Consider the following 20903-nt stretch of genomic DNA (forward strand, 5'->3'; position numbering starts at 1 on the left):
AACAAGCTCCACTCTTCAAAGGCCATCCTTTCTCCCTACCCCCTTTTTTTCGTCCCTCCCCCCCACGGGGGGGCACCCTCCCTCTTCTCTCTCGCCTTCCCCCCTTCCCCCCCACGCGCGCGTGCGGCTCGTGACGGGGAGAGCGCGGAGGGAGCGCGGAGGGAGTGTCGGTGACGTCTCGTAGTCTTGGGCGCGTGCAGGAACTCCACGACGCCCCCCTCGCCCCCCTCACCACCTTCCGGCTCGGCGGCCCCGCCACCCGGCTGGTCACCGCGACCACCGACGCCGAGGTGATCGCCGCCGTCCGCGAGGCCGACGACAGCGGGACCCCGCTGCTGGTCATCGGCGGCGGTTCGAACCTGGTCATCGGCGACAAGGGGTTCGACGGCACCGCCCTGCGCATCGCCACCACCGGCTTCGAAGCGCGCGGTACGACGCTGGAGCTGGCGGCCGGCGAGGTATGGACCGACGCGGTCGCCCGCACCGTCGAGGCGGGTCTCGCGGGCATCGAGTGCCTCGCCGGGATCCCGGGGTCCGCGGGCGCCACGCCCATCCAGAACGTCGGGGCCTACGGCCAGGAGGTCTCCTCGACCATCACCGAGGTCGTCGCCTACGACCGGCGGTCCGGCGAGACGGTGACGCTGGCCAACGAGGAGTGCGCCTTCTCGTACCGGCACAGCCGGTTCAAGGCCGACCCCGAGCGTTATGTCGTCCTGCGCGTGCGCTTCGGGCTGGAGGACGCCGGCGGGCTGTCGGCGCCGGTGCGGTACGCCGAGGCCGCGCGGGCGCTCGGAGTGGCTCAGGGGGACCGGGCGCCGCTGGCCCGCGCGCGCGAGGCCGTGCTCGGACTGCGCGCCGGGAAGGGGATGGTGCTCGACCCCGAGGACCACGACACCTGGTCGGCCGGCTCCTTCTTCACCAACCCGATCCTCACGGACGAGCAGCTCGCCGACTTCCACGCGCGCGTGCGCGAGCGGCTCGGGGACGGCGCCGAGCCGCCCGCCTACCCGGCGGGGGAGGGGCGTACCAAGACCTCGGCGGCCTGGCTGATCGACAAGGCCGGGTTCGGCAAGGGGTACGGCAGCGGGCCGGCCCGGATCTCCACCAAGCACACGCTGGCGCTGACCAACCGGGGCGGGGCCACGACCGAGGACCTGCTGGAGCTGGCGCGGGAAGTCGTCGCCGGGGTCCACAAGGCGTTCGGGGTGACGCTCGTCAACGAGCCGGTGACCGTGGGCGTGAGCCTGTAGCGGCCGTACTGAAGGGTGCGGGAGCGTAATCGGTGCGGTCACCGCCTCTCGCGGGCCGCTTCAGTACGCCACTCCCACTCCCTGCTTCACCGTGGCCGCGTCCTCGATCATCGACAGCATCGCGTGGGCCACGTCCGCCCGTGCGATGAAACGGCCCTTCGCCGGGAAGCCGCCGATCACCGTGCGGTAGGTGCCGGTGAGGGGCTTGTCCTGAAGGCGGGGCGGGCGCACCGACGTCCAGTCGGTGCCGCTGCCGGACAGTTCCGCCTCCATCTCGCGCAGGTCGTCGTAGACCGGCTTGAGGATCCTGCCGACCAGGCCGCGCGCGGTGCGGTCCAGGAGTCCGTCGGCCGGTTCCGGTCCCACCGGGCCCGCGCTGACCACGACCAGGCGCCGCACCCCCTCGGCCTGCATCGCGGCCAGGACCGTGCGGGTCAGGCGGGCGGCGACCCCGGCGTCCCCCCGGCCGCGCGGGCCCAGACCCGACAGGACCGCGTCCCGGCCGGCGACCGCGGGGCGGACCGCCTCGGCGTCGCCGAGGTCCGCGCGGACCACCTCCAGGCCGGGGCCGGTCACGGTCAGCCTGGCGGGGTCGCGGACGACCGCCGTGACCCGCTGACCGGACGCCAGCGCCTGGCGGACGATCTCCCGGCCGATCCCGCCGGTCGCGCCGAAGACAGTGAGGTTCATGACCGCTCCCGTGTGCTCATGTGTACGCGTGCGCAGGCGTGCGCCAAGAGGTGGGTGAGTATTCACTCACCACTGCTCGTCTCTAGAGTGGGTAAGCACTCACCTACCCGTCAAGGCTCTTCGGGACATCCGTCGCACCCGCAGGAAAGGGCATGTGATCCTTGGGCGTCATGCAGCAGAAACCGGCCCGCGTCCGCATCCTCGACGCCGCTCACGAACTGATGCGCACCGCCGGGCTCGCCCGCACCACCACCAAGGAGATCGCCAGGGCGGCCGGCTGCTCCGAGGCGGCGCTCTACAAGTACTTCCCCAGCAAGGAAGAGCTGTTCGTGCACGTCCTGTCCGAGCGGCTGCCCCGGCTGGTCCCGCTGCTCGGCGAGCTCTCCCACGAACCCGGCCGAGGCTCCCTGAAGGAGAACCTCACCCGGATCGCGCACCAGGCCGCGCTCTTCTACGAGGAGAGCTTCCCGATCGCCGCCTCCCTCTACGCCGAGAAACAGCTCAAACACCGGCTCGACGAGCAGCTGCGGACGATCGGCGCCGGCCCGCACGTGCCGATCCAGGCCCTCGACGCCTATCTGCGCGCCGAACAGGCCGCCGGCCAGATCCGCCAGGACGCCGACACCTTCGCCGCCGCCTCCCTGCTGCTCGGCGCCTGCGTCCAGCGCGTCTTCGCCTTCGAGGCCACCCCGACCGGCCAACGCCCGCCGGTGGACACGTTCGCCGCCCGGCTCGTCCGCACCCTGCTCGACGGAATCTCCGTTGCCGAGGATCCGGGCCGCCCGCGATCCTGATGCCATGAGGCACCCCCCATGCAGCTGAGACTCCGCGAGTTCCGGCCCCGCACCGGCCCGCACGAGTACCGGGTCGTCCAGCCCCGACAGCCCCTGCGCCACACCTCCCTGCGCCAACCCGCGCCCGTCGGCACCCTCATGGGCGACCACGACGGGCTCAACCGGCTCGCCGGGCTGTTCTCGTTCGCCGCCCACTCACCGCACACGATCGTCCATGTGCCGCTGCGGGACGGGGTACCGCCCGACGAGGGGCAGGGGCCGCTCGTCGATCTCGTCCTGGCCCACGGCCCGCTCGGCCTGCGCGCCTCGCAGTGGCCCGGGCTGCGCCGGCGGCTGCGGCACGGCGGCGTCCCGCTCACCGTCCGCACCGACGAGGCGCGCACCGCGCGGGACGCCGCCGCCTGGCGCGCGCGGTGGCGCCACCACGACCGCCGGGACGAGCTACGGCACACCACCCACGCGAACACCTTCTTCCTCTTCGGCGGCCGGGACGCCTTCGCCGAGACCGCCATGTCCCTGGCCTACACGGCCGGCTGGGGGCCCCGGCAGAAGCGGGTGGCCGAGGGACACTCGGCACTGCTGTCGGGGCTGTGGGGGCTGCGACAGCCGCCCGGCGGCGGGCACCCCGTCGAGGTGCTGGTCTGCTTCAAGGCGTACCCGCCGTACACCCACTTCCGAAGGCCCTGACGAAGACCCGACCAAGGCCCTGACGAAGACCCGACCAAGGCCCTGGCGAAGACGCCGACCAGGGCCTCGGCGAAGGCCTTGGCGAAGACCCCGATCAGGACACCGGCGCGGCGAGCCACTCGTCGACGCCTGCCAGGAGTCTCGCCTTCACGTCCTGCGGCGCCGCCGACCCCTGTACCGACTGCCGGGCCAGCTCCGCCAGTTCGGCGTCCGTGAAACCGTGGTGCACGCGCGCGATGTCGTACTGGGCGGCCAGGCGGGAGCCGAACAGGAGCGGGTCGTCGGCGCCCAGCGCCATCGGGACGCCCGCCTCGAAGAGCGTGCGCAGCGGGACGTCCTCGTGCTTCTCGTAGACGCCCAGGGCCACGTTGGAGGCCGGACACACCTCGCAGGTGATGCCCCGCTCCGACAGCCGCCTGAGCAGCCTCGGGTCCTCCGCCGCCCGCACGCCGTGCCCGATCCGCGAGGCGTGCAGATCGTCCAGGCAGTCCCGCACCGACGCCGGCCCGGTCAGCTCGCCGCCGTGCGGGGCCGCCAGCAGCCCGCCCTCGCGGGCGATGTGGAACGCCCGGTCGAAGTCCCGTGCCATGCCCCGGCGCTCGTCGTTCGAGAGCCCGAAGCCGACCACGCCCCGGTCCGCGTACCGCACGGCCAGCCGCGCGAGCGTGCGCGCGTCCAGCGGGTGCTTCATACGGTTCGCGGCCACCAGGACGCGCATGCCGAGGCCCGTCTCCCGGGACGTCGTCTCCACTGCGTCCAGGATGATCTCAAGGGCCGCGATCAGCCCACCCAGCCTGGGGGCGTACGACGTCGGGTCCACCTGGATCTCCAGCCAGCCCGAGCCGTCCTTGATGTCCTCCTCGGCGGCCTCGCGGACCAGTCGCCGGATGTCCTCGGGCTCTCTCAGGCAGGAGCGCGCGGCGTCGTACAGCCGCTGGAAGCGGAACCAGCCGCGTTCGTCGGTGGCCCGCAGTCTTGGTGGCTCGCCGCTGGTCAGAGCGTCGGTCAGCGCCTCGGGAAGGTGTACGCCGTATTTGTCGGCCAGTTCCAGGACGGTCGCCGGCCGCATCGAACCGGTGAAGTGCAGATGCAGATGAGCCTTCGGCAGCTCAGAGACATCACGTACGTGCTCCATTCCAGGATCCTGCCGTACGCGGCCGCCGTACCGGTAGCCGATTCCCCTTTAGTGGCCTTGCTCGCACACGTGAACGGGCCGCCTCCCGGTAGGGAAACGGCCCGCACGCGCGCGTGGAGCGCGGAAAGTGGGTCAGTCCTGCGCCTCGGCCAGCAGCTTCTGCATCCGGCTCACGCCCTCGGCGAGGTCCTCGTCGCCGAGCGCGTACGACAGCCGCAGGTAACCGGGCGTGCCGAAGGCCTCGCCGGGTACGACCGCGACCTCGGCCTCCTCGAGGATCAGCTCGGCCAGCTCCACCGAGGAGGCCGGGCGCTTGCCGCGGATCTCCTTGCCGAGCAGCGCCTTGACCGACGGGTACACGTAGAAGGCGCCCTCGGGCTCCGGGCAGACCACGCCGTCGATCTCGTTGAGCATCCGCACGATGGTCCTGCGGCGCCGGTCGAAGGCCTCGCGCATCTTCGCCACGGCCGCCAGGTCGCCGGAGACGGCGGCCAGGGCGGCGACCTGGGCCACGTTGGAGACGTTCGAGGTGGCGTGCGACTGGAGGTTCGTGGCCGCCTTGACGACGTCCTTGGGGCCGATGACCCAGCCCACCCGCCAGCCCGTCATCGCGTACGTCTTGGCGACACCGTTGACGACGACGCACTTGTCACGCAGCTCGGGCAGGATCGCCGGCAGCGAGGTGAACTTCGCGTCGCCGTAGACGAGGTGCTCGTAGATCTCGTCGGTCAGCACCCACAGGCCGTGCTCGACGGCCCAGCGGCCGATCGCCTCGGTCTCGGCCTCGCTGTAGACCGCGCCGGTCGGGTTGGACGGGGAGACGAAGAGCACGACCTTCGTCTTCTCCGTGCGCGCCGCCTCCAGCTGCTCCACGGAGACGCGGTAGCCGGTCGTCTCGTCCGCGACCACCTCCACCGGGACGCCGCCGGCGAGACGGATCGACTCCGGGTACGTCGTCCAGTACGGGGCGGGGACGATGACCTCGTCGCCCGGGTCCAGGATCGCGGCGAAGGCCTCGTAGATCGCCTGCTTGCCGCCGTTGGTGACGAGGACCTGGCTCGCGTCCACCTCGTAGCCGGAGTCGCGCAGCGTCTTCGCGGCGATCGCGGCCTTCAGCTCGGGCAGACCGCCGGCCGGCGTGTACCGGTGGTACTTCGGGTTCTTGCAGGCCTCGATCGCGGCGTCGACGATGTAGTCCGGGGTCGGGAAGTCGGGCTCACCGGCGCCGAAGCCGATCACCGGGCGCCCGGCGGCCTTCAGGGCCTTGGCCTTGGCGTCCACGGCGAGGGTGGCGGACTCGGAGATCGCGCCGACTCGGGCGGAGACCCGGCGCTCGGTGGGAGGGGTTGCAGCGCTCATGGGTCCCATCGTTTCAGACCGGAAACCTGCCTGGCACGCCGGTTTCACAGACTGAACAACCACGGGCCGGACCGTGAACAAGCGTGCGGATCCCGGCCCCGGCCAGGACGATCTTCCGTACGGTCGTCCCGGACTGCCACTTTCTGTTCGACGCGGCGCCGTGGACCACGTACACTCTCTCCTCGTTGGCCTTCAGCAGGCGCGACCGAGCGGGTGCACTCCGAGCACTCGGCCGGATGCGGTACGTTGGGGGACACAGCAAAGGGTCGTAGCTCAATTGGTAGAGCACCGGTCTCCAAAACCGGCGGTTGGGGGTTCAAGTCCCTCCGGCCCTGCTACACACACCGCCAGGATGTGTGCGCATGTACGTACAAGCATTGCACCGCCGTGCGGCTCAGGAACCGGGCGCGGCACGGCCACGACCCGGGATCAGGTGAGGATGAATGACGGACGCCGTGGGCTCCATCGATACGCCTGATGCCCAGGACGAGTTGTCGGAGTCCAAGAAGAGGGCCCGCAAGGGCGGTAAGCGTGCCAAGAAGGGCCCGCTGAAGCGCCTTGCCACCTTCTACCGCCAGATCATCGCGGAGCTCCGCAAGGTCGTCTGGCCGACTCGTAACCAGCTGACGTCGTACACCACCGTGGTGATCTTCTTCGTCGCCATCATGATCGCTCTGGTGACCGTGATTGACTATGGACTCAACCACGCTGCCAAGTACGTCTTCGGCTGAGCACAGAGCGAAGGGCGCCGTGGTACCGGCGCCCGTTTTCGCATGTTCCACCCCTATGTATCCAGGAAGAAGCAGCCATCGTGTCTGACCCGAACCTGAACGACGACGCCACCGAGCCCCGCGGGCAGGCGGCCGAGACGGTCGACGACGAGCTCGACATCGTCGAGGGCGCGGACGAGCAGGACGAGTTCGAGGCTGCAGAGGCCGAACTGGGGGAGCCGGCCGAGGAGGCCGCGGTCCACGTCGAGGACGAGGACGAGGCCCTCGACGCGGAAGAGGCCGAAGCGGCTGCCGAGGAAGACGCCGACGAGGCCGAAGCGGCCGCCGAGGAAGAGCCCGCCGAGCCGGTCGACCCCGTCCAGGCGCTCCGCGAGGAACTGCGTCTGCTGCCGGGTGAGTGGTACGTCATCCACACCTACGCCGGCTACGAGAACCGCGTGAAGACCAACCTGGAGCAGCGCGCCGTCTCGCTGAACGTCGAGGACTACATCTTCCAGGCCGAGGTGCCGCAGGAAGAGGTCGTCCAGATCAAGAACGGCGACCGCAAGACCATCAAGCAGAACAAGCTGCCCGGTTACGTGCTCGTCCGCATGGACCTGACGAACGAGTCCTGGGGCGTCGTCCGCAACACCCCGGGTGTCACCGGCTTCGTCGGCAACGCCTACGACCCCTACCCGCTGACCCTGGACGAGATCGTCAAGATGCTCGCGCCGGAGGCCGAGGAGAAGGCGGCGCGCGAGGCGGCGGAGGCCGAGGGCAAGCCGGTGCCGCAGCGCAAGGTCGAGGTCCAGGTGCTGGACTTCGAGGTGGGCGACTCGGTGACGGTGACCGACGGTCCGTTCGCCACGCTGCAGGCGACGATCAACGAGATCAACCCCGACTCCAAGAAGGTCAAGGGTCTGGTGGAGATCTTCGGGCGTGAGACGCCTGTCGAGCTTTCGTTCGATCAGATTCAGAAGAACTGAGTCGTTCGGTCGTCGACCGCGGGCCGGTGGGGCTTGTTCGCGCCCGCGCGGCGGAGCCGCATGTCAATGCGGCCCCGCGCCCCTAAGAAGGACAGGTCAGGGTCGGCTCCGGAGTGAGCCCCCTGACCTCCTCGTTTTTGGCCGCGCATCCATACCCGTTATCGTTGTGCGGTATGCCTGTGTCCGGGTGGTCCCCGGGTGTGGGCAGGACCCGAATGGAAAGGACCCGGAGAGCTATGCCTCCCAAGAAGAAGAAGGTCACGGGGCTTATCAAGCTCCAGATCAACGCCGGTGCGGCGAACCCGGCCCCGCCGGTCGGCCCCGCGCTCGGTCAGCACGGCGTCAACATCATGGAGTTCTGCAAGGCCTACAACGCCGCGACCGAGTCGCAGCGCGGTTGGGTCATCCCGGTCGAGATCACGGTCTACGAAGACCGCTCCTTCACCTTCGTCACCAAGACCCCGCCGGCCGCGAAGATGATCCTCAAGGCCGCTGGTGTCGAGAAGGGCTCCGGCGAGCCCCACAAGACCAAGGTCGCCAAGATCACCCAGGAGCAGGTCCGGGAGATCGCCCAGACCAAGCTTCCCGACCTGAACGCCAACGACCTGGACGCCGCGTCGAAGATCATCGCCGGCACCGCCCGTTCCATGGGCATCACGGTCGAGGGCTGAACCCCACCTTCGTAGAACCACCGTGGTAGGGCCTGCTCGGCCCGTACACCACGACTCCTTCAGAACCCACAGGAGCAAGTTGTGAGCAAGCGCAGCAAGGCCCTTCGCGCTGCGGACGAGAAGATCGACCGGGAGAAGCTGTACGCCCCGCTCGAGGCCGTCCGTCTCGCCAAGGAGACCTCCACGACCAAGTTCGACGGCACCGTCGAGGTCGCCTTCCGCCTGGGTGTCGACCCGCGCAAGGCCGACCAGATGGTCCGTGGCACCGTGAACCTCCCGCACGGCACCGGTAAGACCGCCCGGGTCCTGGTCTTCGCGACCGGTGACCGTGCCGAGGCCGCGCGTGCCGCGGGCGCCGACATCGTCGGCTCCGACGAACTGATCGACGAGGTGGCGAAGGGCCGTCTGGACTTCGACGCCGTCGTCGCCACCCCGGACCTCATGGGCAAGGTCGGCCGCCTCGGCCGCGTCCTCGGCCCGCGTGGTCTGATGCCCAACCCGAAGACCGGCACCGTGACCCCGGACACCGCCAAGGCCGTGACCGAGATCAAGGGCGGCAAGATCGAGTTCCGCGTCGACAAGCACTCGAACCTGCACTTCATCATCGGCAAGACGTCCTTCGACGACGACAAGCTGGTGGAGAACTACGGCGCCGCGCTGGAGGAGATCCTCCGTCTCAAGCCGTCCGCCGCCAAGGGCCGCTACATCAAGAAGGCCGCCATCAGCACCACGATGGGCCCCGGCATCCCGGTCGACTCGAACCGCACCCGCAACCTCCTCACCGAGGAGGACCCGGCCGCCGTCTGAGCCCCGCGCTCGGTCCGGTAGCCGCGTCTGGGACGCGTCAGCACCAGGACGGGCCCCGCAACCCGAGAGGGTTGCGGGGCCCGTCCCGTTTTCCGGTACGGGTCCGGTCCGTTGCCGGTACGGGTCCGGTTGTACGGGCCCGGTCCTTCTTCCGGTGCGGGGCCCGTGCCGTTTCCCGGTACGGGTCCGTCCCGTTCCGGCGCGGGGCCGGTGGTACGGGTCCGGTCCGTTTTCCGGTGTGGGGCCCGGCCCGTTCTCCCGGGTGTGCCGCTCCGGCCTTCGGTGGGCTTCCGCGACGGCCGTCGGTGGCCTGGGTTAGCGTCAGGGGTGCGGGGGGACTCGCAGGGGGGTGGGCCGAGATGACGAGGTCGAGGGTGCGCCGGGCGGGTGTGGCGATCGCGGTGGCGACCACGCTGACCGGGGCGGCCGCCTGCACCTCCGTGTCCGGCCCGGACCCTCAGGGCAGCGGCACCGCCCCTCAGGCCCGCACCCTCACCGCCCTGCGCTCCGCCGAGCGGTCCACGCACCGGGCCCGGTCGGTGCGGGTCCGCTCCACCACGGCCCTGGGCTCCCTGATGTCCACGAAGGCCGAGGGCGCCCTCGGCTGGACGGACGGCCTCACCGGCACGCTCACCATCACCTACACCGGCGGCAGCACCGCCGACCTGATGCGCAGCCTCGACTCCACGTCCCTGGAGACCCGCTACCTCCAGGACGCCTACTACGCCAAGGTCGGCCCCGCCTTCGCCCGCCGGCTGGGCGGCAAGCACTGGATCAAGTACCCCTACGACTACCTCGCCACCCTGGGCGGCGGCTCGGGCGCGGTGATGACCGATCTGATGCGCAACACCACGCCCAACCGGTCGGTACGACTGCTGCTCGCCTCCGGGGACGTACGCAGGACGGGCGAGGAACAGGTCTCCGGCGTGCACACCACCCACTATTCGGGCACGGTGAGCGTCTCCGACCTGAGCGGCCAGAGCGAGCTGCGTGACCAACTCGCCCAGGCCGGCGTCGGCGCCGAGACCGTCGACATCTGGGTCGACGACAAGGACCTGCTGGTCAAGAAGGTCGAGAAGGCCGCCACGGCGAACGGCGCGATGACCCAGACCGCCTACTACAGCGATTACGGCGTGCGGGTCACCGCCGAGCGGCCCCCGGCCGGCGACACCGAGGACCTCAGAACGCTCCTGAAGAAGCAGGGCGGCACCGCCTCCTGAGCCCCGCACAGCAGCGTCGTAGGGCCGGATTTGCTCGACAGCGCACCGGTCCCGTACTCTCCTAACGAAGCCAAAGACCGCTGGTCGTTGCCGTGTGCTCGTAAGAGGGCGCGGCGGCCGAAGGATCCGCTGAACAGCGGACGACCCGCGCAGGTGACTGTGGAAGTGCTCCCGGGAGACACGCTCAGGTGTGTGTGATCGGTCGAGCTACGCCCCGTGCGCCTGCGCCGGGGCGTTTCGTTTTCCCCAGCCCCTTCTGAGCGGTCCTCATCACCCGGAAGGAGGCCGACGCTCTATGGCAAGGCCCGACAAGGCTGCCGCGGTAGCCGAGCTGACGGAGCAGTTCCGCAGCTCGAACGCCGCCGTGCTGACCGAGTACCGGGGTCTCACCGTGGCGCAGCTCAAGACGCTGCGTCGTTCGCTCGGTGAGAACGCCCAGTACGCCGTGGTGAAGAACACGCTGACCAAGATTGCGGCCAACGAGGCCGGGATCTCGACGCTCGACGACCTGTTCAACGGTCCGACGGCGGTCGCCTTCGTCACCGGTGACCCGGTGGAGTCGGCGAAGGGTCTTCGTGACTTCGCCAAGGACAACCCGAACCTCGTCATCAAGGGCGGTGTCCTTGACGGCAAGGCGCTGTCCGCCGACGAGATCAAGAAGCTTGCGGACCTCGAGTCCCGCGAGGTTCTGCTCGCCAAGCTGGCGGGCGCCATGAAGGGCAAGCAGACGCAGACTGCTCAGCTCTTCCAGGCGCTTCCCTCGAAGCTCGTCCGCACCGTGGACGCGCTCCGTGCCAAGCAGGACGAGCAGGGCGGTGCCGAGTAATTCGGCTCCCGAAATGACCGCCGCCTGAGGCTCCCCGCCCGAGGCAGAGGTCGTTAGCGGGCCGAACGTACGCCCGCCAGACATGTACATCCCGGCACCAGCCGAAATTAGTGGAAGGAAAGCCATCGTGGCTCTCACCCAGGACGAACTGCTCGCCGAGTTCGAGGGCATGACCCTCATCCAGCTCTCCGAGTTCGTGAAGGCGTTCGAGGAGAAGTTCGACGTCACCGCCGCCGCCGCGGTTGCCGTCGCGGGCCCGGCCGGTCCGGCCGCCGCCGCCCCGGTCGAGGAGGAGAAGGACGAGTTCGACGTCATCCTCACCGGTGCCGGCGACAAGAAGATCCAGGTCATCAAGGTCGTGCGTGAGCTGACCTCGCTCGGCCTGAAGGAGGCCAAGGACCTCGTGGACGGCGCCCCGAAGCCCGTCCTCGAGAAGGTCGCCAAGGACGCCGCCGAGAAGGCCGCCGAGTCCCTCAAGGGCGCCGGCGCCTCCGTCGAGGTCAAGTAAGGCCTCTGAGGTCGACCAGACCTCTGTGCGCTGAAACACGTCCTCCGGGGCTGTAACGCGCGGACCGCGAAGAGCGATCATCCATCCGGGTGGTCGCTCTTCGGCGTTCCTGGGAGGCCGACCACGGTTGCCTTGCACCCGCTCCGGCGGGGGGTATGGTGATCTTCGTCGTGTCCCTGGCGCACCGGGTTTGCGCAGGGGGGCCTTGACGAACCGCACGCAGCGCGCAATTCTCAGGACGCGTCGCCAGAACGGTCCGAATCCGAGGCATGGATCGGCGACGAAGAGGGCAGTATCAACGTGCGCTGAAGGCAGGCATGTGACGCAGGCGTTGACGATGATGAGGGTCTCAGAAAATGGAGACTGGACATCAGTGTGCCGAGTGGCTACACTGACCCTTTGCGCTGCCTGTTAGCTGTCCCCTGCCCGTCACCAGGGGTCTGCCCTCACCCGAATGCCGACGACCGAACCTCCTCTGACTTGGGGTTTCTGTCTCTGTGTCCGGGAAGGGACCGGGGAGCGCGTAGTGAGTCCGAGCCCTCGGAAGGACCCCCTCTTGGCCGCCTCGCGCACTGCCTCGAACGCGAATACGAACAACGGCGCCAGCACCGCCCCGCTGCGCATCTCCTTTGCAAAGATCAAGGAGCCTCTCGAGGTTCCCAACCTGCTCGCGCTGCAGACCGAGAGCTTCGACTGGCTGCTCGGCAACACCGCCTGGCAGAGTCGGGTCGAGGAGGCTCTGGAGTCCGGTCAGGACGTCCCCACCAAGTCCGGTCTGGAGGAGATCTTCGAGGAGATCTCCCCGATCGAGGACTTCTCCGGGTCGATGTCGCTGACGTTCCGCGACCACCGTTTCGAGCCGCCGAAGAACAGCATCGACGAGTGCAAGGAGCGCGACTTCACGTACGCCGCCCCGCTCTTCGTCACGGCGGAGTTCACCAATAACGAGACCGGTGAGATCAAGTCCCAGACGGTCTTCATGGGCGACTTCCCGCTCATGACGAACAAGGGCACCTTCGTCATCAACGGCACCGAGCGTGTCGTGGTGTCGCAGCTGGTCCGTTCGCCCGGTGTCTACTTCGACTCCTCGATCGACAAGACGTCCGACAAGGACATCTTCTCGGCCAAGATCATCCCGTCCCGGGGTGCCTGGCTGGAGATGGAGATCGACAAGCGCGACATGGTCGGTGTCCGTATCGACCGCAAGCGCAAGCAGTCGGTCACCGTGCTGCTCAAGGCGCTCGGCTGGACCACCGAGCAGATCCTCGAGGAGTTCGGCGAGTACGAGTCCATGCGCGCCACCCTGGAGAAGGACCACACCCAGGGCCAGGACGACGCGCTGCTCGACATCTACCGCAAGCTGCGTCCGGGCGAGCCCCCCACGCGCGAGGCCGCGCAGACGCTCCTGGAGAACCTGTACTTCAACCCGAAGCGTTACGACCTCGCCAAGGTCGGCCGCTACAAGGTCAACAAGAAGCTGGGCGCGGACGCCCCGCTGGACGCCGGCATCCTGACCGTCGAGGACATCATCTCGACGATCAAGTACCTGGTGAAGCTGCACGCGGGCGAGACCGAGACGGTCGGCGACAGCGGTGGCTCGATCGTCGTCGAGACCGACGACATCGACCACTTCGGCAACCGTCGTCTGCGCAGCGTCGGCGAGCTCATCCAGAACCAGGTCCGTACGGGTCTGGCCCGTATGGAGCGCGTCGTGCGCGAGCGCATGACCACCCAGGACGTCGAGGCGATCACGCCGCAGACCCTGATCAACATCCGGCCGGTCGTCGCCTCCATCAAGGAGTTCTTCGGCACCAGCCAGCTGTCCCAGTTCATGGACCAGAACAACCCGCTGTCGGGTCTCACCCACAAGCGCCGTCTGTCGGCTCTTGGCCCGGGTGGTCTCTCCCGTGAGCGGGCCGGCTTCGAGGTCCGTGACGTGCACCCGTCGCACTACGGCCGTATGTGCCCGATCGAGACCCCCGAAGGCCCGAACATCGGTCTGATCGGCTCGCTCGCCTCCTACGGCCGGGTCAACGCGTTCGGTTTCGTTGAGACCCCGTACCGCAAGGTCGTCGACGGCCAGGTCACCGACGAGGTGGACTACCTGACCGCCGACGAAGAGGACCGATTCGTCATCGCGCAGGCCAACGCCGGCCTCAACGACGACATGCGCTTCTCCGAGAACCGCGTCCTGGTCCGCCGCCGTGGCGGCGAGGTCGACTACGTCGCCGGTGAAGACGTGGACTACATGGACGTCTCGCCGCGCCAGATGGTGTCGGTCGCGACCGCCATGATCCCGTTCCTCGAGCACGACGACGCCAACCGTGCCCTCATGGGCGCGAACATGATGCGTCAGGCCGTGCCCCTCATCAAGAGCGAGTCCCCGCTCGTCGGCACCGGCATGGAGTACCGCTCCGCCGTCGACGCCGGCGACGTGGTCAAGGCCGAGAAGGACGGTGTGGTCCAGGAGGTCTCCGCGGACTACGTCACCACCGCCAACGACGACGGCACCTACATCACCTACCGGCTGGCCAAGTTCTCCCGCTCCAACCAGGGCACCTCGGTCAACCAGAAGGTCATCGTCAACGAGGGCGACCGGATCATCACGGGCCAGGTGCTCGCCGACGGTCCCGCCACCCAGAACGGCGAGATGGCGCTCGGCAAGAACCTGCTCGTGGCGTTCATGCCGTGGGAGGGTCACAACTACGAGGACGCGATCATCCTGTCGCAGCGCCTCGTACAGGACGACGTCCTCTCCTCGATCCACATCGAGGAGCACGAGGTCGACGCCCGTGACACCAAGCTCGGCCCCGAGGAGATCACCCGGGACATCCCGAACGTCTCCGAGGAGGTCCTCGCCGACCTCGACGAGCGCGGCATCATCCGGATCGGTGCCGAGGTCGTCGCCGGTGACATCCTCGTCGGCAAGGTCACGCCCAAGGGTGAGACCGAGCTGACCCCGGAGGAGCGCCTGCTGCGCGCGATCTTCGGTGAGAAGGCCCGTGAGGTCCGTGACACCTCGCTGAAGGTCCCGCACGGCGAGATCGGCAAGGTCATCGGCGTCCGCGTCTTCGACCGCGAGGAGGGCGACGAGCTGCCGCCCGGCGTCAACCAGCTGGTGCGCGTGTACGTGGCGCAGAAGCGCAAGATCACCGATGGTGACAAGCTGGCCGGCCGGCACGGCAACAAGGGTGTCATCTCCAAGATCCTGCCGATCGAGGACATGCCGTTCCTGGAGGACGGCACCCCGGTCGACATCATCCTCAACCCGCTGGGTGTCCCGTCCCGAATGAACCCGGGACAGGTCCTGGAGATCCACCTCGGCTGGCTCGCCAGCCGCGGCTGGGACGTCTCCGGCCTCGCCGACGAGTGGGCCCAGCGTCTCCAGGTCATCGGCGCCGACCAGGTCGCCCCGCGCACCAACGTCGCCACCCCGGTGTTCGACGGTGCCCGCGAGGACGAGCTGGCGGGTCTGCTGCAGCACACCATCCCGAACCGCGACGGCGACCGCCTGGTCCTCCCGTCCGGCAAGGCGCGGCTGTTCGACGGCCGTAGCGGTGAGCCGTTCCCGGACCCGATCTCGGTCGGCTACATGTACATCCTCAAGCTGCACCACCTGGTCGACGACAAGCTGCACGCCCGGTCGACCGGCCCCTACTCGATGATCACCCAGCAGCCGCTGGGTGGTAAGGCCCAGTTCGGTGGCCAGCGGTTCGGCGAGATGGAGGTGTGGGCGCTGGAGGCTTACGGCGCCGCGTACGCCCTCCAGGAGCTGCTGACCATCAAGTCCGACGACGTCACCGGCCGCGTGAAGGTCTACGAGGCCATCGTCAAGGGCGAGAACATCCCCGAGCCCGGCATCCCCGAGTCCTTCAAGGTCCTCATCAAGGAGATGCAGTCGCTCTGCCTGAACGTGGAGGTGCTGTCCAGCGACGGTATGTCCATCGAGATGCGTGACACCGACGAGGACGTCTTCCGCGCTGCGGAGGAGCTCGGTATCGACCTGTCCCGGCGCGAGCCGAGCAGCGTCGAAGAGGTCTGACGGGAGTCCGGTAGGGGCCTCGCCACCGTGTGAGGCCCCCGCCGACCCCCAGGCCCCCGTTCAGACCAAAGACTCACAACCCTGAGAGGGATTGACGCATAGTGCTCGACGTCAACTTCTTCGACGAGCTCCGGATCGGCCTGGCCACCGCTGACGACATCCGTCAGTGGAGCCACGGCGAGGTCAAGAAGCCCGAGACCATCAACTACCGCACCCTCAAGCCGGAAAAGGACGGGCTCTTCTGCGAGAAGATCTTCGGCCCCACCCGGGACTGGGAGTGCTACTGCGGCAAGTACAAGCGCGTCCGCTTCAAGGGCATCATCTGTGAGCGCTGCGGCGTCGAGGTGACCCGCGCCAAGGTGCGCCGTGAGCGGATGGGCCACATCGAACTGGCCGCGCCCGTCACCCACATCTGGTACTTCAAGGGTGTCCCGTCGCGCCTGGGCTACCTGCTCGACCTCGCCCCGAAGGACCTGGAGAAGGTCATCTACTTCGCGGCGTACATGATCACGTTCGTCGACGAGGAGCGCCGTACCCGCGACCTGCCCTCCCTGGAGGCGCACGTCTCGGTGGAGCGCCAGCAGGTCGAGAACCGCCGGGACGCCGACCTGGAGGCCCGCGCCAAGAAGCTGGAAAGCGACCTGGCCGAGCTCGAGGCCGAGGGTGCCAAGGCCGACGTGCGCCGCAAGGTGCGCGAGGGTGCCGAGCGTGAGATGAAGCAGCTGCGCGACCGTTCGCAGCGCGAGATCGACCGCCTCGACGAGGTCTGGACCCGCTTCAAGAACCTCAAGGTCCAGGACCTGGAGGGCGACGAGCTGCTCTACCGCGAGCTGCGGGACCGCTTCGGTACCTACTTCGACGGCTCGATGGGTGCCGCGGCGCTGCAGAAGCGCCTGGAGTCCTTCGACCTCGACGAGGAGGCCGAGAAGCTCCGCGAGATCATCCGCACCGGCAAGGGCCAGAAGAAGACCCGTGCGCTCAAGCGCCTCAAGGTCGTCTCCGCGTTCCTGCAGACCAGCAACAGCCCCAAGGGCATGGTGCTCGACTGCGTGCCGGTCATCCCGCCGGACCTTCGCCCGATGGTGCAGCTGGACGGTGGCCGCTTCGCGACCTCCGACCTGAACGACCTGTACCGCCGTGTGATCAACCGCAACAACCGCCTGAAGCGCCTTCTCGACCTCGGTGCGCCCGAGATCATCGTGAACAACGAGAAGCGCATGCTCCAGGAGGCCGTGGACGCCCTCTTCGACAACGGTCGTCGTGGTCGCCCGGTCACCGGCCCCGGTAACCGCCCGCTGAAGTCCCTCAGCGACATGCTGAAGGGCAAGCAGGGTCGATTCCGTCAGAACCTGCTCGGCAAGCGTGTGGACTACTCCGCGCGTTCCGTGATCGTCGTCGGTCCGCAGCTGAAGCTGCACCAGTGCGGTCTGCCGAAGGCGATGGCGCTGGAGCTCTTCAAGCCGTTCGTGATGAAGCGCCTGGTCGACCTGAACCACGCGCAGAACATCAAGTCCGCCAAGCGCATGGTCGAGCGCGGCCGCACCGTCGTGTACGACGTCCTCGAAGAGGTCATCGCCGAGCACCCGGTGCTGCTGAACCGTGCGCCCACCCTGCACCGTCTCGGCATCCAGGCCTTCGAGCCGCAGCTGGTCGAGGGCAAGGCCATCCAGATCCACCCGCTCGTCTGCACCGCGTTCAACGCGGACTTCGACGGTGACCAGATGGCCGTGCACCTGCCGCTGTCCGCGGAGGCGCAGGCCGAGGCCCGCATCCTGATGCTGTCCTCGAACAACATCCTCAAGCCCGCCGACGGCCGTCCGGTGACGATGCCGACCCAGGACATGGTCCTCGGTCTGTTCTTCCTCACCACCGACGGCGAACTGCGTGACGTCAAGGGCGAGGGCCGGGCCTTCGGGTCCACCGCCGAGGCGATCATGGCGTTCGACGCCGGCGAGCTCGCGCTCCAGTCGGCGATCGACATCCGCTTCCCGGTGGGCACCATCCCGCCGCGCGGCTGGACCCCGCCGGCCGTGGAGGAGGGCGAGCCGGAGTACCAGACCGGTGACACCTTCCGGCTGCGCACCACCCTGGGCCGCGCGCTCTTCAACGAGCTGCTGCCCGAGGACTACCCGTTCGTCGACTACTCGGTGGGCAAGAAGCAGCTCGGCGAGATCGTCAACGACCTGGCGGAGCGCTACCCCAAGGTCATCGTGGCGGCGACGCTCGACAACCTGAAGGCGGCCGGCTTCTACTGGGGCACCCGTTCCGGTGTCACCGTGGCCATCTCCGACGTCGTCGTCCCCGAGGCGAAGAAGGCGATCGTCGCGGGCTACGAGGCCCAGGACGAGAAGGTCCAGAAGCAGTACGAGCGCGGTCTGATCACCAAGGAAGAGCGCACGCAGGAGCTCATCGCGATCTGGACCAAGGCGACCAACGAGGTCGCCGAGGCGATGAACGAGAACTTCCCCAAGACGAACCCCATCTTCATGATGGTTGACTCGGGTGCCCGAGGAAACATGATGCAGATGCGTCAGATCGCCGGTATGCGTGGTCTGGTGTCGAATGCCAAGAACGAGACGATCCCGCGTCCGATCAAGGCCTCCTTCCGTGAGGGCCTGTCGGTGCTGGAGTACTTCATCTCGACCCACGGTGCTCGAAAGGGTCTGGCGGACACCGCTCTGCGTACCGCCGACTCGGGTTACCTCACCCGTCGTCTGGTCGACGTCTCCCAGGACGTCATCATCCGCGAGGAGGACTGCGGCACCGAGCGCGGCCTCAAGCTGCACATCGCGGAGGTCGGCGCGGACGGTGTGCTGCGCAAGGCGGACAACGTCGAGACCAGCGTGTACGCACGTGCGCTGGCCGAGGACATCGTCGTCGACGGCGTGGTGCTGGCCCCGGCCAACACCGACCTCGGTGACGTCCTCATCGAGGAACTCGTCGCGCGTGGCGTCTCCGAGGTCAAGACCCGCTCGGTCCTGACCTGCGAGTCCGCCGTCGGCACCTGCGCCATGTGCTACGGCCGTTCGCTGGCCACCGGCAAGCTGGTCGACATCGGTGAGGCGGTCGGCATCATCGCCGCCCAGTCCATCGGTGAGCCCGGTACCCAGCTGACGATGCGTACCTTCCACACCGGTGGTGTGGCCGGTGACGACATCACCCAGGGTCTGCCGCGTGTCGTCGAGCTCTTCGAGGCCCGTACCCCGAAGGGTGTCGCCCCGATCTCCGAGGCCCAGGGCCGCGTGCGGATCGAGGAGACCGAGAAGACCAAGAAGATCGTCATCACCCCGGACGACGGCAGCGACGAGACGGCGTTCCCGATCTCGAAGCGTGCCCGGCTCCTGGTCAGCGAGGGCGAGCACGTCGAGGTGGGCCAGAAGCTCACCGTGGGTGCCACCAACCCGCACGACGTGCTGCGCATCCTGGGCCAGCGTGCCGTCCAGGTCCACCTGGTCGGCGAGGTCCAGAAGGTCTACAACTCGCAGGGTGTGTCGATCCACGACAAGCACATCGAGATCATCATCCGGCAGATGCTGCGCCGCGTGACGATCATCGAGTCCGGCGACGCCGAGCTGCTGCCCGGCGAGCTGGTCGAGCGCTCGAAGTTCGAGCACGAGAACCGTCGTGTGGTCCAGGAGGGCGGTCACCCGGCCTCCGGTCGTCCGCAGCTCATGGGTATCACCAAGGCCTCGCTGGCCACGGAGTCCTGGCTGTCTGCGGCGTCCTTCCAGGAGACGACGCGAGTCCTCACCGACGCGGCGATCAACGCCAAGTCCGACTCGCTCATCGGCCTCAAGGAGAACGTCATCATCGGTAAGCTCATCCCGGCCGGTACGGGTCTGTCCCGCTACCGCAACATCCGGGTCGAGCCGACCGAGGAGGCGAAGGCCGCGATGTACTCGGCCGTCGGCTACGACGACATCGACTACTCGCCGTTCGGCACGGGCTCCGGCCAGGCCGTTCCGCTGGAGGACTACGACTACGGTCCGTACAACCAGTAGTAGTTGGTTCCGAAGGGCGGTCACCCCGGCAGGGGGTGGCCGCCCTTCGGCGTGTCCGGCGGGGAACAGGAAAGGCTTCGTCTGACCAAAGGCGGGCGGGGACTTTTCAGCGGGGCCAGACGAACGAAATTCCGGGATTCACCGACTTGCCTCAGAAAAAGCCCGAGCCGAAGCAGGCGGAGCCATTTGCGCTCGCGGAAACGGCGGACTCGACCAGAACGCACGCCCCCACCGCAAGCGGCAGTGGGGGTACCTCGTCGACACTGGTATGCACGTCTCCGCCCCTACGCCAGTGGCCGTCGAGTGGCTCGATTCCGGGAGCTCGCTCGACCTCGTGCGCCCCCAACCCTGTAAGTTCGTGCTGGTCAGAGGGGTTCTGTCAGTTCTCTGCGAGGAGTCGGAAAACGGGGGGTCCTGCGTCGGCCGACTCTCCGGGCGGCGCCGATCCCCGACGGTTCGAGGAAGCCGTCGCCGTCTCCTTCGGTCTATTAGGGCTGAATCTCGAAAAGTACGGGGGCCTGAAAAGGCGGACCTGTTGTGGTCTTCTGGACGTCGTCCACAAGGCGGTTCCGGGTGACTGTCGAAGTAAGAACGGATTCGTCCGGTGTGGCCGTGGCCCACGAGAACGACAGCGAATTCGACGCTCTGGAGGAACACCGGAAGATTCACAGGACGGGCGGCGTGCACGCGCCGAAGTCGAAGCGGTGGGACCGCGGGGCGGCGACGCCTGCTCGCGGCCGGCCGGGGTGGCGGGTGGCGACGCCCTGCTCGCGGCGGCCGTCGCCGCGCACCAGCGCCACCAGCGCCGCCGGGCCGACCGCTCGGCTCAGCACCGCCGCCGGCGGGCGGCTGAGGCCCGACAGGAGGGCGAGCAGGCCTACCGTCACCCAGCGGCGCAGCAGCGCGGCGCAGCAGGACGGAGTGGCAGCACAGCGCAGCAGCACGGCGTGGCAGTCCAGGCGGCGATCGCCACGAACCGGGGACTCACAGAAGGTCGGATCAGCGTCGCGCAGGCGTCGAACCGATCCTCGGCGGCCCGTGTCCTCTTCCGTTCGCGTGTCGTTCGTGTTCGTGGTATATCGGAAGCCGTCCTCAAAACCGCAGCTCAGGCCCTCCTCGACCGGTCCCGCTTCTTTTGTTTTGACCGAAGTGATTGCGCTGGGTACGCTCAGACCTTGTGCCTGGGGTGTGCCCTGATCCTCGTGCGTGCCTTCAAA

Annotated in this window: 16 protein-coding genes and 1 tRNA gene; 13 read left to right on the plus strand and 4 right to left on the minus strand. The window is 68.4% G+C overall.

Going from position 1 to position 20903, the window contains the following annotated elements; translation table 11 throughout:
- Positions 1 to 194 precede the first annotated feature (194 nt).
- Entirely contained in the window at positions 195 to 1250 is a 1056-nt protein-coding gene (locus tag ACZ4N4_RS41945; protein ID WP_467599073.1) for a UDP-N-acetylmuramate dehydrogenase, read from the plus strand.
- Between the two features lie 60 nt (positions 1251 to 1310).
- Here ACZ4N4_RS41945 and ACZ4N4_RS41950 read toward each other — a convergent pair whose 3' ends face one another.
- Positions 1311 to 1940, minus strand: coding sequence for an NAD(P)-dependent oxidoreductase (locus ACZ4N4_RS41950; RefSeq protein ID WP_467599076.1), 630 nt, complete (start codon positions 1938 to 1940; stop codon positions 1311 to 1313).
- A 170-nt stretch (positions 1941 to 2110) separates the two neighbouring features.
- On the opposite strand from ACZ4N4_RS41950, the gene ACZ4N4_RS41955 reads away from it, so the two are divergent.
- Both ACZ4N4_RS41955 and ACZ4N4_RS41960 read left to right on the plus strand, forming a co-directional pair.
- The gene (locus ACZ4N4_RS41955; RefSeq protein WP_467599079.1) at positions 2111 to 2734 is read left to right on the plus strand and encodes a TetR/AcrR family transcriptional regulator; all 624 of its coding nucleotides are present in this window, start codon (positions 2111 to 2113) and stop codon (positions 2732 to 2734) included.
- 18 nt (positions 2735 to 2752) lie between these two features.
- Positions 2753 to 3421, plus strand: a complete 669-nt coding sequence (locus ACZ4N4_RS41960) for a hypothetical protein (protein WP_467599082.1) — start codon at positions 2753 to 2755, stop codon at positions 3419 to 3421.
- A gap of 94 nt (positions 3422 to 3515) precedes the next feature.
- On the opposite strand, the gene ACZ4N4_RS41965 is transcribed toward ACZ4N4_RS41960, so the two are convergent.
- Together ACZ4N4_RS41965 and ACZ4N4_RS41970 are read right to left on the minus strand one after the other, a co-directional pair.
- Complete coding sequence (locus ACZ4N4_RS41965; RefSeq protein WP_453574697.1) at positions 3516 to 4556, minus strand: adenosine deaminase; 1041 nt, start codon at positions 4554 to 4556, stop codon at positions 3516 to 3518.
- Between the two features lie 132 nt (positions 4557 to 4688).
- The gene (locus ACZ4N4_RS41970) at positions 4689 to 5915 is read right to left on the minus strand and encodes a pyridoxal phosphate-dependent aminotransferase (protein ID WP_453574699.1); all 1227 of its coding nucleotides are present in this window, start codon (positions 5913 to 5915) and stop codon (positions 4689 to 4691) included.
- 262 nt (positions 5916 to 6177) lie between these two features.
- On the opposite strand from ACZ4N4_RS41970, the gene ACZ4N4_RS41975 reads away from it, so the two are divergent.
- The 10 genes from ACZ4N4_RS41975 to ACZ4N4_RS42020 all read left to right on the plus strand — a co-directional run bounded on the left by ACZ4N4_RS41975 (position 6178) and on the right by ACZ4N4_RS42020 (position 19686).
- Positions 6178 to 6250 (plus strand) — tRNA-Trp (locus tag ACZ4N4_RS41975).
- Between the two features lie 108 nt (positions 6251 to 6358).
- Positions 6359 to 6646, plus strand: a complete 288-nt coding sequence (gene secE, locus ACZ4N4_RS41980; protein ID WP_453574701.1) for a preprotein translocase subunit SecE — start codon at positions 6359 to 6361, stop codon at positions 6644 to 6646.
- An 80-nt stretch (positions 6647 to 6726) separates the two neighbouring features.
- Complete coding sequence (nusG, locus tag ACZ4N4_RS41985) at positions 6727 to 7611, plus strand: transcription termination/antitermination protein NusG (RefSeq protein WP_467599086.1); 885 nt, start codon at positions 6727 to 6729, stop codon at positions 7609 to 7611.
- Positions 7612 to 7847: 236 nt separating this feature from the next.
- Complete coding sequence (gene rplK / locus ACZ4N4_RS41990; RefSeq protein WP_132857189.1) at positions 7848 to 8282, plus strand: 50S ribosomal protein L11; 435 nt, start codon at positions 7848 to 7850, stop codon at positions 8280 to 8282.
- Between the two features lie 81 nt (positions 8283 to 8363).
- Positions 8364 to 9089, plus strand: a complete 726-nt coding sequence (gene rplA, locus ACZ4N4_RS41995) for a 50S ribosomal protein L1 (RefSeq protein WP_453574705.1) — start codon at positions 8364 to 8366, stop codon at positions 9087 to 9089.
- A 359-nt stretch (positions 9090 to 9448) separates the two neighbouring features.
- Complete coding sequence (locus tag ACZ4N4_RS42000) at positions 9449 to 10309, plus strand: SCO4651 family lipoprotein (RefSeq protein ID WP_467599089.1); 861 nt, start codon at positions 9449 to 9451, stop codon at positions 10307 to 10309.
- Between the two features lie 295 nt (positions 10310 to 10604).
- Positions 10605 to 11135: a 50S ribosomal protein L10 gene (rplJ, locus tag ACZ4N4_RS42005; protein ID WP_351748947.1), complete on the plus strand. Its 531-nt coding sequence runs from the start codon at positions 10605 to 10607 to the stop codon at positions 11133 to 11135.
- A gap of 124 nt (positions 11136 to 11259) precedes the next feature.
- Positions 11260 to 11643, plus strand: coding sequence for a 50S ribosomal protein L7/L12 (rplL, locus tag ACZ4N4_RS42010; protein ID WP_093499670.1), 384 nt, complete (start codon positions 11260 to 11262; stop codon positions 11641 to 11643).
- A 556-nt stretch (positions 11644 to 12199) separates the two neighbouring features.
- Positions 12200 to 15685, plus strand: a complete 3486-nt coding sequence (gene rpoB / locus ACZ4N4_RS42015) for a DNA-directed RNA polymerase subunit beta (protein WP_450754155.1) — start codon at positions 12200 to 12202, stop codon at positions 15683 to 15685.
- A gap of 101 nt (positions 15686 to 15786) precedes the next feature.
- A complete protein-coding gene (locus tag ACZ4N4_RS42020) occupies positions 15787 to 19686 on the plus strand; it encodes a DNA-directed RNA polymerase subunit beta' (protein ID WP_450754157.1) in 3900 nt (1299 codons plus the stop codon).
- Positions 19687 to 20351: 665 nt separating this feature from the next.
- Here the strand turns inward: ACZ4N4_RS42020 and ACZ4N4_RS42025 are convergent.
- Complete coding sequence (locus tag ACZ4N4_RS42025; RefSeq protein WP_467599093.1) at positions 20352 to 20630, minus strand: hypothetical protein; 279 nt, start codon at positions 20628 to 20630, stop codon at positions 20352 to 20354.
- Positions 20631 to 20903: the final 273 nt, after the last annotated feature.

The sequence above is a fragment of the Streptomyces sp. NPDC026538 genome, from assembly GCF_055567535.1.

Bases quoted from the DNA above. Each gene is read 5' to 3' on its own strand.
- ACZ4N4_RS41950 (WP_467599076.1), bottom strand. From the start codon at position 1,940: ATGAACCTCACTGTCTTCGGCGCGACCGGCGGGATCGGCCGGGAGATC.
- ACZ4N4_RS41955 (WP_467599079.1), top strand. From the start codon at position 2,111: ATGCAGCAGAAACCGGCCCGCGTCCGCATCCTCGACGCCGCTCACGAA.
- ACZ4N4_RS41960 (WP_467599082.1), top strand. From the start codon at position 2,753: ATGCAGCTGAGACTCCGCGAGTTCCGGCCCCGCACCGGCCCGCACGAG.
- ACZ4N4_RS41965 (WP_453574697.1), bottom strand. From the start codon at position 4,556: ATGGAGCACGTACGTGATGTCTCTGAGCTGCCGAAGGCTCATCTGCAT.
- ACZ4N4_RS41970 (WP_453574699.1), bottom strand. From the start codon at position 5,915: ATGAGCGCTGCAACCCCTCCCACCGAGCGCCGGGTCTCCGCCCGAGTC.
- secE (WP_453574701.1), top strand. From the start codon at position 6,359: ATGACGGACGCCGTGGGCTCCATCGATACGCCTGATGCCCAGGACGAG.
- rplK (WP_132857189.1), top strand. From the start codon at position 7,848: ATGCCTCCCAAGAAGAAGAAGGTCACGGGGCTTATCAAGCTCCAGATC.
- ACZ4N4_RS42000 (WP_467599089.1), top strand. From the start codon at position 9,449: ATGACGAGGTCGAGGGTGCGCCGGGCGGGTGTGGCGATCGCGGTGGCG.
- rplJ (WP_351748947.1), top strand. From the start codon at position 10,605: ATGGCAAGGCCCGACAAGGCTGCCGCGGTAGCCGAGCTGACGGAGCAG.